Here is a 13,606-nt window from a genome sequence, read left to right on the forward strand (position 1 = left end):
TAATTATTTTAGCTAATTGATGATAATAGCATAAAAATCCTTTAAAATTAATTTGAAAAATACAACATGAGTTCGATATGAATTTGAAAGGTAAAAATATTATTATTACAGCAGGAGGAACGGGAGGGCATATATATCCTGCACTTGCTGTTGCTAATCTATTAGCTGAAAATGGTGCCAATGTAACTTGGGTAGGTACACCTAATAGTATGGAGTCGCAAATCGTCCCAGATAGTTTTAATATGCAATACATCAACTCTTTTGGAATACGAGGAAAAGGGATTTCAAAAAAGCTAGCTTTTCCATTTAGATTAGCAATTAGTACACTAAAAGCTAGGGCTCTACTAAAAAAATTTAAAACAGATCTTGTAATAGGTTTTGGTGGTTACGTCTCTGGGCCAATATGTCTTGCAGCTGTACAAAAAAATATCCCAATAATAATTCATGAGCAGAATGCTAAAATAGGTTTTACTAATCGGATATTAGCAAAGCTCGCAACAAAAATCTGTCTAGCTTTTGATATTGATGATCTAAACACCTATTTTAACTCTAAACAACTTAAAAGAACCAAGATTGTTGGTAACCCAGTTAGAAAAGATATTATTAATTTGAATGATATAACAAAAGACTACTCTAATTCTTCAACTCTTAAGATACTTATACTTGGTGGTAGTCAAGGTGCAAAAGCGATCAATGATATTATTCCAGAACTAATAATAGAAGCTAATAAGCAAAATATAAACATACAAGTTTTGCATCAAACAGGTAAAGCGACTTTTAAAAGCACAAAAGAGCTCTATAAGGATATTAATCCAAACCATATAAAAGACATATCTCCTTTTATATCAGATATGGCAGAGGCATATAACTGGGCTGATATAGTTATTTGCAGATCTGGAGCTCTTACAGTATCTGAGTGTGCTACAGCAGGTTTACCTGCTATATTCATTCCATTTCCATTTGCTGTAGATGACCATCAATTTTTTAACGCCCAAAATATTGTTAATAATGATGCAGGATTTTGTCTAAGACAAGAGCAAATGAATACAGAAAATTTAATAGAAATACTAAAACCACTATCACAAAACAAACAAAAGTTAGAAGAAATGTCAGAAAAAGCAAAAAAAACATTGATAAAAGACTCTAGCGAACAGATATTAGAATGTGTAAAAGAAATTTTATCTCAAAAAATAAGGATTAAAAAATGAATTTTGATATGTCAAAACTAATGCAACAAGCACAAAAAATGCAAGAGCAAATGAAAAAAGCTCAAGAAGAGCGTGACAATATGGAAGTTACAGGCGAAGCAGGTGCTGGACTTGTTAAAATAACAATGACAGGTAAATATGATGTTAAATCAGTAAATATTGATGATTCATTAATGTCAGAGGATAAGGAAATGCTTGAAGATTTAATAGCAGCCGCTGTTAATAGTGCAGTAAAAAAAGTTGAAGAAAATTCATCTTCCACTGATATGCAACAAATGGCAAAAGATGCTGGTATTGATTTACCTGGCGGCATGAACTTCCCTTTTAAATAATGAATAATAAAATATTTTCTCCAAAAATCACTGCTGTAATTGAATCTTTGCGCAAATTGCCAACTATTGGCAAAAAATCCTCGCAGAGACTAGCACTCCACCTTTTAGATAAATCTCCTGAAACGGCTATAGCTATAGCGAATTCTTTACTTGATGCCACTCAAAGTATTAAAAAATGTAAATACTGCCAGACTTTGACAGAAGATGATGTTTGCAGCATATGTCAAAGTAGTCGAGATAATTCTAAGTTATGCATTATAGAAAATATGCTTGATATGATAGCTATTGAAGAAGCAGGTATTTTTAAAGGTAAATATTTTGTCCTAAATGGAAGAATCTCTCCTTTAGATGGTGTTGGTCCCAATGAGCTTAAGCTCGATATTTTAGAGCAAATAATTGCTGATAGAGAAATTGATGAAATTATACTAGCAATTAGTCCTACTGTAGAGGGAGAAACTACTGCACACTTTATATCTCAGATGATTAATAAAGAAATCAAGTTATCAAGAATTGGTTTTGGAGTGCCTTTTGGTGGAGAATTAGAGTATTTAGATCAGCAAACACTTTTACACGCTTTTAATGCTAGAACAAATATGTAATTATTTATTAAGAATTCTTTCTACATTTTGACATACATCTAACTTTCTTATTAAACGCAGTAATAAATAAAGCTCTCTTCTATTCCTTACAACAACTACAGAAGCTAATTTAGCTTGCTTATTATCTGCATCCATCATATCAAAACTACGAATATCAAAGCCTTCACGAGCTAAAGTAGCCGTAATTTTTGCTATAGCTCCTGGTATATTTTTCAATGTAATAGCAATTCTAGCTTTAAAGCTAGGATCATCATCATTATTTGTAAACCAGTCTGCTTCAATCTCTTTAGCATCTTCTCTTTTTAACAATGAATATAAAGTATTACAGCTCTTTCTATGAACTTGTAAATTACCATCATCATTAATTACACCAACAATCTCATCGTTAGGCAAAGGTAAACAACAGTCTGCTATTCTAGGATCATCTCCATATCTGATTTGCAATTTTGATATAGAAGATTTTTTATAATAGTTTCTAAAATCATCAAAATGCTCAGAAATAAAGTCTATAAAGTTATTTGGATCAATAAGACCTAAGCCTGTATCTAAATAAAAACGATTGATAGTGTCTATTCCCTCATAATTAAATAAAGCTCCATCAATAATCTCACTAGGAACATCACGTAGTTCAACACCAAGCAACCTAAGCTCTCCTTCAACAATATCTTTACCACGAATGTAATCAACATTTCTATATTGTTGTTTTAAAAATTCTTTTATTGCTGACTTTGCTCTACCTGTTTCAACAAAATTTAACCATGCAGGATTTGGATCAGCAACTGCTGATGTTATAATTTCGACGTTATCACCTTGTTTTAGTCTGTAGTTAAGTGGAACTACTTTCCTATTGACTTTAGCTGACATACATTTATTACCAATATCTGTATGTATAAAATAAGCAAAATCAACACAAGTAGAGTTTATTGGCAGCTCAATAATCTCACCCTGAGGTGTAAAAACAAAAACATCATTATTGAAAACATCTGTTTTCACATTCTCTAAAAACTCTACAGAACTAGCAGTATAAACATTAATATCTGATATTTTCTTCAACCATCTTTGTAATGCTTTATCAGTTTTTTCTCCAATTTTATAGCTCCAATGCGCTGCAATACCATATTCAGCCTGGCGATCCATTTGTTCAGTTTTTATCTGAATTTCTAAAGGAATATTATATGGTCCTAAAACCACGGTGTGTATAGATCTATACCCATTAGCTTTTGGTGTTGCTATATAGTCTTTAAACTTTTGAGGCATTGGTTTATAAAGTTCATGAACCTTTCCAAGTGCAACATAGCAATCTGTTCTATTAGGAACAATCACTTTATATGCATACATATCCATAATTTCATCAAAAGATTTACCTTTTGTACGCATTTTATTATAAATACTATAAAGAGTTTTTTTACGTGCTTTAATATCGTCAATAGAGACTAAGCCATCTAATTTCTGTTTTAAAGAATCTTTGACTTCATAAAAAACTTTTTCTTTATTTTTTTCAACCTTTTTAACTTTCTCTTCTAAAATATGATATCTATAAGGATGCATTCCTTCAAAAGCTAAGGTCTCTAGCTGCTCTTTCAATGTATTAATACCAAGTCTATGAGCAATAGGAGCGAATACATCTAATGTTTCTTTTGAGATTCTGCGTTTTTTTTCAGGCTTTAGTGGTGCTAAAGTTCGCATATTATGTAGCCTATCTGCCAGCTTAATAAATATGACTCGAACATCTTTTGTAACAGATAAAAGCATTTTACGGAAATTTTCAGCTTGCTGCTCTGCCCTATTCTTATGTCTAATTTGTGTAAGTTTCGTTACGCCTTCAACTAATTGAGCAACTTTTTCACCAAATCGTTGTGATATATCCTCTGCGGTAAATTCTGTATCTTCAACGACATCATGCAATAATGCAGCAATAATGGTATCAACATCCATGTGTAGTTCAGCCAAAATACATGCAACAGCAATAGGATGAGTAAAATATGGCTCCCCTGAACTTCTTACCTGAGTTTCATGAGCGTCAGCACCAAAGATAAAAGCCTTTGCAATTTTTAATCTTTCCTCAGAAGGAAGATATTTAGAAATCAATTGATTCAATTCATAATAGCAAAACATATAAATAACTTAAGAAAATTTACACTTATTGCTTAAATGATAAATTGAATTAGAAATCAAAGCAATTTATAACTACTTTGTTTTAAAAGAAATTAGATATTTTCTCGAAATAAATGCCATAAACACTATCAAACTAATATCTATTATCAATAAAATAATAGCTAAAGTAGTATTATAACTCTTTTGAGAGAAAACTGCTCCTTGACCTGGGGGAGTAATATTTGCAGGATTATAAGTCAACCCATACTTTTTTATAATGCCAGAGTTTATATCTCTAACATTTACAACAGGAGTACCCTCTTTCAAAAAATTCACAGCAACTGAACGCACACTACTATACTCTGTAGGTAAACTCTTAGTTACACCTGTTGGGAAACTTGGCAACTTAAGTACTCTCTCATTCTTTTTGCTGCTAGACTTGGAATCTTTTTTATCTTTATTATCTTTTTTATTATCTTTTTTGCTATCATCAGAAGCTTTAATCGTAGGTTGCTTTAAGCCAATTGATGCCATATTTCCACCCACATTAATATAAGCTTTGATCTTATTATCTCCAGCAGCTTTTTTATACATTTCTGTACGTGTTTTTATAGATGTAGTCGTAGCATGATGATATGGAATATTTATAACTTTATAATCATTTCTTTTTATAGAATCATTAAGTTTTAAAATAGCTCCTGGAGTCATTCCATAACCATTATCTCTTGACCCCCCTAATGTGGCACCAAGTACATCAAAGTCAAATATACCCTTATCAACTAGATTCTTATAAATATCTGGCCATGTAAAACTAGGTCTATTTGCACCAAACTGAGAAGCCCCAACAGAGAAGATAATTAAAGGTTTAAGCTTTAATGTCTTTATTGCTGCTAGCATTGCTATATCTAACGCTGGATACGACCCTGTTTCTTGAACTGCAACAGTATCACCTTCTTTTAAATTCAGCTCACTTAGCCAGCTAACAAATATTGCTGCCATATTAGGGTTTACAGAGGATCTCTTTGCGTAAAGATCACCTGAATCTGTAGTTATTTCTGTCATAGATAGACCAATAAGACCTGTACAAGAAACATCACCCATTGTCTTACATAAATAACCTTTTGACATAAAAAAGTCTTGTGTTAGCTTGAAAGCCTCGTTTGTAGTCTCTGCTGCTTCTATTTTCTGATTATATCCTTTAGTTTCAACAACCAAATTTTTCTCAACAATATAAAGAGAAATAATCATAAAAGCACTAAGAAATACTATTATATAACGTGATATAAATTTGCGGTGCCAATACATAGTTTTCATATTTTAAATTCCTACTATTTGAGGTCCGATTAGAACAATTAATAATAAACGAATAATGATAGAAGCAATCAACAAAGAACCTATAGTTTCTATAAGCCCTTGTCTATCAATTGATAAAGTAATAAGACCTGGAATAATGTATCCTATCACCTGAACCTGATCAGAATAAAAACTCGCCGTCATATATTGAGAAAACAAACTATTACATATCGTACCCAAAATAAAAGATAACAATACTGTAATAGCGATTCTTCTTCTGCCATATATAATCATAAACCTAGACATAAATCTAACAATCCCAAATATCACTATAGATATAAGTATGGTAACTATTACTCTATCTGGAGCTCCCATTTCTAGAGCGAAGTATCCAGGCACTACCATACCACCAGTAGATAATCCCAAAAGAGATACGAATATTAATCCGACTATTAAACCAATCCCTATCGAGAGCGTTAATGGATCCATTATTTTCTCCTATTTATTCTTAAAATTATAAATCATGTTTTTGTTTATGACTGTTATCACAAAACTCAACTAAACTCATGCCAATATCTTTTATATTTCCTACACCTACTAGCATATATGATTTTGCAGATTGAGCAGAATATGTTTTATCAAGAATTTCTTGAGGTTGCATATCTTCACAAACAATAACTTGAGCACGCTCTACCCCTAAAGATTTTGCATATTTTTTATAGAAAGATACAAACACATCTGTACCAGTTCCAATCAATACTACTAAATCTGGCTTTTGCCATTCTAAAATGGCTTCTGCAATTTGTTTAGACCTGTCTTCTCTATCTGCCCTGCAGTTTACAACAAGCACTTTTTTATCACAATCAGAATACTTCTCATAAAGCTTATCCCAAAGCATTTTTGTAGAAACTGGATCATTTGCAGCAAATGCATTAGCAAAATTCATTTGAGCATCTTTTATATCAAAATTATATTCAGTCATTGCTCCAGGATCAGGAGTCGCTTCCCACATGCCTTTTAAAGCAATATCCCTTGGAATACCAAGATCATCAGTAACTTTTAAAGCTAATGCAACATTGATCTTGAACTCAGAGTATACAAACTTATTAATTTCTTCATCTGTGATTTTATCAGCATCTTCAGCTGTTGCTGCCACTAACTCACTTTCTCTATCTTTACATACATAACCAAAGAAATCTAAATGAACATCTTCAGCTGTAAAATATTTAGATTTAACAGGCACTGTGCCAGCCAAAGCCTTTGCAACATCTCTCTCAGTAGGTCCCATCACATCTAAATGATCGGGTCTTGCATTAGTAAGAACACCATGCGTTGCCTTAATTAACTTCAGTTCACACAAAGACTGTAATAGTGGTTGTAAAGCCATACATTCGATAATAATAGCATCTGCCTTGGCTTTTCGTGCTTTGAACATAATCTTTACTTGTTCAGCAATATTACTAAATCCAATCCTAAACACAGGAGTTTCTGAACCATCCGTATCAATATATCTAGCCAAAGTTCCTGTTGTTTTAGCAACTGTTTTATAACCACCTGCTCGAACCCCTGCAGCTATAAGCCTAGCCACACTTGACTTACCTCTCGTACCATTTACATGGATCCTAATAGGAATACTTTTAATACTAATATTATGAACTATATTCTCTATTATAAGGTATAGGCACAAACCCACGAAAACACCTATAATCAACCAAAAATCCAAGTGATTCACCCCTGTATACAACAATTGTTTATATTATATCATCCAGATTATTATATACAATGATAGAGAATTATATAAAGTTAGCTCTTCTTTCTTCTAGTTAAAGCACTTGTTTCTGGCATAAGATAAATTATTGGTATCATAACCACTGATGCTAAAATCAATACCCATGAAGGAGCAAGCATACTTCCAGAAGCAACCACTAATGCTGTTACAATAAATGGAATAGTCCCACCAAAAAAAGAATTTCCAATATTATAACTAAGAGCGTTGCCACTATAGCGATATTTTACACTAAACAACTCTGGAGCTGCTGCACCATATGATCCCCAAATAGCCATTAAGGGAATACTCAAAAATATCATAGATAAAATCAAATAGAAATATCCTTCTTTCATAAGAATAAAGCTTGGATATGATAAAAAGATATAAATTAAAATAGAGAAAATTATTAAAGGTTTTCTTCCTACATAGTCGCTCAATAATCCCCATAACGGAGCTGAAAATGAAAAAATAAGGCTAAATAAAGTAACAATAGCTAAAGCTGAAAATTCTGAATAATTTAAATCAATAAAGTGTGTACTTAAATATGAAAGAACTAAATAATAAGCAATATTTGCATATGCCGATAAAGAAATTGCAAAAAATAAAGGACCTTTTTGTATATTAAACATTTCTCTAACAGGTTTACTAGATAATTCTCCTTCAGATTGCATTTCCTCAAATAAATAACTTTCTGGTATAGACAGCCTCATAACTAACGCTATCAAAGCTAAAGCCAAACCAATAACATATCCTATTCGCCATCCCCAAGCATCAAGTACTTCACTTGAAAAGATACCAAAAAGTACCATTGTAACTAGAGATGCTAAAAAAACTCCTGTTCCTGATGACATAGTTGCAAAACTAGCAATAAAACCTCTTCTATTAGGTTTGGTAGACTCAATCATAAAAACCATAACACCACCGTAAGATCCACCTATCGAAAAACCTTGTAACAATCTCATAAAAACAAGAATAATTGGCGCCACAATCCCTATACCATTATAAGAAGGGAGTATAGTTATTATAAACATAGGCAATATCATCATCATTGCTGATATGACTAAAGCTTTTCTCCTACCGAACCTATCACCAAAACTCCCCATAACAACACTTCCAATAGGCCCCATAAAAAACCCTGCAGCAAAAACACCAAAGGTCATAAGAATAGCCGTGTACTTACTTGCATCAGGAAAAAATATATGAGCAATCACTGGTGTTAAATATGCAAAAAGCATAAAATCATACCATTCAACAACGGTGCTAGCTGCAGCAAAAAAAATATGTTTTTTTGATATATTACTCATTATGTAAAATCATCTAAAAGTATTCTAAATAGAAACAAATAATATAGAATGATCAATACATTTACAAATTATGTGAAGAATAAAATATTATATGAAACACGACGGGGAGACTCTAATAATATGCCTCAGACCCTTTATTTACAGCGCATTATATTTTGTAAACTGATTTTAGGATACTATTTAGGATACACTTGGAGCAAAGTACCCCCTATTTTTAGTACCTTATGCTTAAGATGCTAATTGCATTATTGGAGGTGGAAAAGAATTACCTGAAACTTGAGTTGCTATTCCATAACTAAAACCAGTTGAAACTAAACTTAAAACTATTGCTGATGTTAATATTACTTTTTTCATTTTGATGATCTCTTATACTATGTAAATTTTATACTGGTATTATGATCCTTGATTTAACTAAAGTGAAATATATAGTTTTTATGAGTACGATAAGATTAAGTTATGTAAAGGGGTTTATATTTACGTCTAGTTAGTTCTTTTTATATATCTCGGAGAAACTCCCTTTTTATAGCGTTCAAAAACCTAGTGGTAATCTAAGGGTTAAATATCTTTTATTGGTACAGGGTACTCCGCAAATGGGTATCTTCTTGATAGTTGCAATTTAGCTAAATCATCCTCCTCTTGATAATCTACTTGTAAGCCAGCTCTTCTTTTGTCCCATTGTTTAAGCTTAGCAACTGTATTAATAGCTTGTATCTTTTCAGTCATGGTGCTCTCATCATTATCTATAATATCATCCAGCTTATCTAAGTATTTTTGCCTTGTATTGAATGCACCCAACATCTCTCTTTGTTGTACACTTTCAATGAAATTAGCTACCTTTTCATTTTTAAGTAGTTTACTGGCTTCATTATGTATAGTTTGGTCTTTCATATTGTTAATATCATAAGCCTGCTCATAAGCCTCTGTAGCACATCCACTTTGCAGATAGTATTTACAAAACTCTAATTGCTTAGCTGTTAAATCTGTCTTCATTATTCATCATCCTCATTATCTATATAAAGCTTTACTTTCTTACCTGTAGCACGACTAAGATTTTTTATATTTATAATGCAGTCTTTGGCAGACTGTTTACTAAATGATGCAAACCTATCATTAAATAACTTTATTGATCCATTTAATAGATCATTTGCCAACTCCATTTGCTTTTCTTCTGTCATATCAACACCTACAAAAAGTTAATCATATTTCTATTAAACTTATAAACCAATGACTTAACTATCACGCTATAACCTACTCCATGTTGACTAGCTGTATTCTTTAGAGTCTGTAACTCATTTTCATCAATTCTTAGGGTTACTGGTATAGTCTTACTCTTAAACTCTATATTATGGTTTTGCTCTATCATTGCTTTATTCCTTTATCTTTTTCTACTAATACACCATCTACAACTTTATATCTCTCGCCTGTTCGCTTATCTCCAAATACAAAGCTATCCCAGTCTATTCGTACTATATATTTACTCTTCTCAAACCATCTATATAAAGCCATAGTTTGATTTTCTACATTATTGGGTAATGTATAGCCACATTCCCAAGCTATAGCCTCTATACTCATCTATAAACCCCTTATTTTTGTATATTGATTGTAATTATGAGTATTACATATTGTTAGTTATGTAATGTTAGAAGTAATTATATAACGAAATAAATTAGTAGGATTGGAGGGGTGTATATAAGTATTCTTAATTTTTTGAATAGTATTGCTCTACATCTGCTTTAGATATTGACAAATTACAGTAATTAAAAGCTTCGTTCAATTTAGGTAAAAGTTTATCTATGTCTTCTTGATTATAATTGTTAGCAAATACCATAGCTTTATTAGATAAATTATATGATTCTCTACAGTACTTATTGATGTCAATGTACTTTTCTGATAACCCTTTTATGGGTGCAAAATAGTTTAAATTCATTTTTCTTATGACTTCAAGGCTACACTGTTTTAACTGCTTTGGTATTATCTCCCAGGACTGCTTATATAAATCCATTCGATTTTCTTGCAAATATCTCTTTGATTTTTCTATATTGTGATAAGCATCTCTGCAATGCAAATTTTTATCCTTATATGTAGATAAAGTATCAAGATTGGTTTGATAGTCTGTGTTATTATTAAGAGCTTCACTTATAAAATGTCCTTCATTTATGGTTTTCTGAAGTTCCACATCACTGATTGAGACTTCATGAATATAAATAAAACTCAATATAATAAAAAAGCCTAAGATAAATTTAGTTTTTATAGAGTTATTTTTATTTAGTAAACTAATCCCAAAATAAGAAAAACAGAGTAAAAATAAAAATTGACAAAGGTATACAAACCAGGGATATATTATTATTAGCTCTATTATATCGGTATATTGTTTGTTAATATCATAAGCCATCTTAAATGATATGTTTTGCCCTATCAAAACTTCTACCATTAAGAATATAAAATAAACTCTAAATAGAGTTAGAAAATAATGCCCATAGCACCTATTGTCAAAATTTATTATTTTAAAATATCGAAGAATAAAGTTTATTATACTAAGTACAGTAGCTGTAAGAAAAGAAGTACAGATACATGCATATATAAACCTTTCATAATAGATAGTATCTAGTAACTCTTGCTTATTAGCGTTAGGAAAATATACTAGCGTAAGAAATATATTAATATCCTTGTATGTTAATACAATAAAAGTGATAAAAGCAAATAACCCAATAAATGTTATAGCTAATTCATAGCTAATATTTTTTCTATAGTTAAACTTAAAAAACGAACTAAAGATATTGATAAAGTCATTCATGATTTATTATTTAATAATTAACTCTTTGATTGTAATAATATCTATTACAGATAAGTTTTAATAGTATTTTAATCACTCCCCAGTAATCAACACTCTCAACCAAGTATTAGCCTTTAAAGTGCCTGCATTGATTTTTTGATGTTCTAGAGGTGTATTATCATAAGCTTGTAAATATAGCTCCTTATATTGCTTTAAAAGTTCGTACTGTTTAGCCTTTGGTTTCCATTTAAGTAAGTGTTCTATCCAGGGAATATTTTTAGGTGGCAGCTGAATATCTGATAAATAACTTTCAATAGTAAACTTCTTTAAATATTCATTTTTCTTTTGTGGTTGTTGCAGTTCCTTTTTTGGTATTATCTTTTGCTTAATTTCTTTAATATCTTGTAGCTGTATTTTCTCTTTTGGTTTAGTCTGATTTTCTGTTTTATATTCTTCTAAAATTGTTACATCAAATAGCATTTTTATATCTCCATATTGTCCAACTGGTACAAATATCGACTGGTTTAACTGGCATAGCCTCAAAGCATTGGTACATAAGGCTTTCAAGCCCGTTGACTCCCCAACTGATATCCAACTGGTCAACTGGTCAAATAGTTTTAATCAGTTCATCAGTCGCTTATCAGTCGACCACCCGACTGGTCTGTATTCATTGGTACATAAGGGTTTGAGCCTTAACCAGTTGAATCAGTCGGGTTTTTAGTCAGTTGGGATTATTCCATCAATCTATATCGTGTATATCTATCTCTTTTTTTAGGTGAAATTTCCAAAATATGGTTATGCTCTTTGATTAAATTTAAGCTCTCTATTGTCAAAGATATTTGCTTATCATTTCGTAAACTTGAGTAAGTATCTCTTAATGAGCTAGCTGTAAAACCATCTTTAAATCTATCTAGCGGTTTAGATAATATTTCCTTAGCATGTTTAACTACTAAATCAATCTCATCATCGTAAAGATATTTGGCAGTCTCATATAGATAATTCATAAATTTAACTACTTTTTCCAAAGTATCTATATTTATAAACTCTTCATCTTTTTTATCTATAACATGAAATATTAAAGATATTTTGTATATAGTCTCGCCAAACTTATTTAGATACCTTTTCATTGGTGTATCTTCTGCAAAGTTTCTAACCTCTGCATCATACCATTCAAACCATCTATCTAAAAAGTCATCTGCTTTAGCTGTATACCTATATTTCTTAGGCTCACCTTTGACTAATTCGCCATTAATAACCCTATCTAGCAAAGGAATATCAAATAGCTCATCTATAAGGTCCTTATATACATGCTGTAGCTTTTCATCTAACTTTGGCTTCTTGTGAGTTCTAGCACTATCTTCGACTACTGATAGTAATTGAAACCTTGCCAGCAATCCCTCATTATCCTTAACTTGATTTAGGTACTTTTCTAAATTACTAGTTTGAATATCAGCCAATATTGATATTGATACTTTATCGACATTAATAGTACCTCTACCAAGCGTTAAACTTTTATCAAACTCTCCATCATAAGCCTTTAAAAACATTCCTTGCTTAGTAGCATTTTCTTTACTGGATAATGTTTGTAACACCTTATAAAACTCTACTCCACATAACAAAATACCATTAGGACAATCTTTGGCTATCTTGTCTATAATTGCCTGCGGAGTGAAGTCTGTATATATAATCTCATTAGCTATTGGTCTATATGGCTTACTATTTTCAACCTCTCTAATAAGTTGTTTCTTTTCTCTTATGGCCTCATGATTAGCATCTTTAATATCAGACTTCATCGAGTCTTTTATTTCTTTAATCCTTGCATCTATAACCTCAATATCAAGATTATAATCAGCTAATTTTTCTCTATGCTCTTCTTCTAGACTAGTATCTAAGTCTTTTATTATAGGGGTAATAGTTCTCAAACATGGACTTTTACCTATACCACTCTCGCCAGTAACTAAACCCCATACATTAGCTGTCACTTCTTTAAAACCAACATCTAATACTACTTTCTTACCAAGTACCCCAGATACTCCAGTTAAAGCAGATATAGCTATAGAGCTTGCTGTTAGTTTACCAGCCTCAGCTTGTCCAAAGACATAATCAGATAATCTATTTGGTAGCATATCCTTAGTAAATACTGGCATCTTTTTATCATTCTTTGGTAACTCTCTAGGCTCACCTTTTAACATCTGCTCATTATATTCTACTGTAGCCGGTTGTATATTTTCCATC

16 protein-coding genes are annotated in these 13,606 nt (G+C 31.4%); 3 read left to right on the plus strand and 13 right to left on the minus strand.

Translation table 11 applies throughout. The features are described 5' to 3' along the window. Positions 1–77: 77 nt before the first annotated feature. Genes murG through recR form a run of 3 tightly spaced genes read left to right on the plus strand, consistent with a single transcriptional unit; the run spans position 78 to position 2,139 of the window. The gene (gene murG, locus QI37_RS02425; RefSeq protein WP_040008221.1) at positions 78–1,208 is read left to right on the plus strand and encodes an undecaprenyldiphospho-muramoylpentapeptide beta-N-acetylglucosaminyltransferase; all 1,131 of its coding nucleotides are present in this window, start codon (positions 78–80) and stop codon (positions 1,206–1,208) included. Continuing rightward, a complete protein-coding gene (locus QI37_RS02430; RefSeq protein WP_040008222.1) occupies positions 1,205–1,540 on the plus strand; it encodes a YbaB/EbfC family nucleoid-associated protein in 336 nt (111 codons plus the stop codon). Before murG ends, QI37_RS02430 begins: the two co-directional genes overlap by 4 nt. Beyond that, positions 1,540–2,139, plus strand: coding sequence for a recombination mediator RecR (gene recR / locus QI37_RS02435; RefSeq protein ID WP_040008223.1), 600 nt, complete (start codon positions 1,540–1,542; stop codon positions 2,137–2,139). Before QI37_RS02430 ends, recR begins: the two co-directional genes overlap by 1 nt. Here recR and QI37_RS02440 read toward each other — a convergent pair whose 3' ends face one another. The 13 genes from QI37_RS02440 to QI37_RS02495 all read right to left on the minus strand — a co-directional run bounded on the left by QI37_RS02440 (position 2,140) and on the right by QI37_RS02495 (position 13,605). Further along, positions 2,140–4,254 carry a RelA/SpoT family protein gene (locus QI37_RS02440; RefSeq protein ID WP_040008225.1) on the minus strand — a complete coding sequence of 705 codons (2,115 nt, stop codon included), beginning with the start codon at positions 4,252–4,254 and terminating at the stop codon, positions 2,140–2,142. 72 nt (positions 4,255–4,326) lie between these two features. Next, positions 4,327–5,547, minus strand: coding sequence for a poly-gamma-glutamate system protein (gene pgsW, locus QI37_RS02445; protein WP_040008228.1), 1,221 nt, complete (start codon positions 5,545–5,547; stop codon positions 4,327–4,329). Positions 5,548–5,550: 3 nt separating this feature from the next. After that, positions 5,551–6,015 carry a poly-gamma-glutamate biosynthesis protein PgsC gene (gene pgsC / locus QI37_RS02450; RefSeq protein ID WP_040008230.1) on the minus strand — a complete coding sequence of 155 codons (465 nt, stop codon included), beginning with the start codon at positions 6,013–6,015 and terminating at the stop codon, positions 5,551–5,553. A gap of 25 nt (positions 6,016–6,040) precedes the next feature. Further along, on the minus strand, positions 6,041–7,258 hold the full coding sequence (gene pgsB / locus QI37_RS02455) for a poly-gamma-glutamate synthase PgsB (protein WP_144242694.1): 1,218 nt from the start codon (positions 7,256–7,258) through the stop codon (positions 6,041–6,043). Between the two features lie 71 nt (positions 7,259–7,329). Then, the gene (locus QI37_RS02460; protein WP_040008233.1) at positions 7,330–8,598 is read right to left on the minus strand and encodes an MFS transporter; all 1,269 of its coding nucleotides are present in this window, start codon (positions 8,596–8,598) and stop codon (positions 7,330–7,332) included. A 228-nt stretch (positions 8,599–8,826) separates the two neighbouring features. Further along, positions 8,827–8,952: a hypothetical protein gene (locus QI37_RS10405; protein ID WP_268746173.1), complete on the minus strand. Its 126-nt coding sequence runs from the start codon at positions 8,950–8,952 to the stop codon at positions 8,827–8,829. A gap of 201 nt (positions 8,953–9,153) precedes the next feature. Next, positions 9,154–9,588 (minus strand): terminase small subunit, encoded by a 435-nt coding sequence (locus tag QI37_RS02465; RefSeq protein WP_052399124.1) that lies wholly within the window; start codon positions 9,586–9,588, stop codon positions 9,154–9,156. Beyond that, positions 9,588–9,773 (minus strand): hypothetical protein, encoded by a 186-nt coding sequence (locus QI37_RS02470; protein WP_040008235.1) that lies wholly within the window; start codon positions 9,771–9,773, stop codon positions 9,588–9,590. The genes QI37_RS02465 and QI37_RS02470 overlap by 1 nt, the downstream gene beginning before the upstream one ends. 8 nt (positions 9,774–9,781) lie before the next feature. Continuing rightward, positions 9,782–9,961, minus strand: a complete 180-nt coding sequence (locus QI37_RS02475; protein ID WP_040008237.1) for a CopG family transcriptional regulator — start codon at positions 9,959–9,961, stop codon at positions 9,782–9,784. Next, the gene (locus QI37_RS02480; protein ID WP_040008240.1) at positions 9,958–10,170 is read right to left on the minus strand and encodes a hypothetical protein; all 213 of its coding nucleotides are present in this window, start codon (positions 10,168–10,170) and stop codon (positions 9,958–9,960) included. The genes QI37_RS02475 and QI37_RS02480 overlap by 4 nt, the downstream gene beginning before the upstream one ends. Before the next feature lie 127 nt (positions 10,171–10,297). Then, positions 10,298–10,990, minus strand: coding sequence for a hypothetical protein (locus QI37_RS10205; RefSeq protein ID WP_144242695.1), 693 nt, complete (start codon positions 10,988–10,990; stop codon positions 10,298–10,300). Positions 10,991–11,464: 474 nt separating this feature from the next. Then, positions 11,465–11,938 carry a hypothetical protein gene (locus QI37_RS02490; RefSeq protein WP_144242696.1) on the minus strand — a complete coding sequence of 158 codons (474 nt, stop codon included), beginning with the start codon at positions 11,936–11,938 and terminating at the stop codon, positions 11,465–11,467. Positions 11,939–12,102: 164 nt separating this feature from the next. Beyond that, the gene (locus tag QI37_RS02495; RefSeq protein WP_040008249.1) at positions 12,103–13,605 is read right to left on the minus strand and encodes a DUF3987 domain-containing protein; all 1,503 of its coding nucleotides are present in this window, start codon (positions 13,603–13,605) and stop codon (positions 12,103–12,105) included. Position 13,606: the final 1 nt, after the last annotated feature.

The sequence above is a fragment of the Candidatus Francisella endociliophora genome (assembly GCF_000764555.1).
GTDB classification, from domain to species: domain Bacteria; phylum Pseudomonadota; class Gammaproteobacteria; order Francisellales; family Francisellaceae; genus Francisella; species Francisella endociliophora.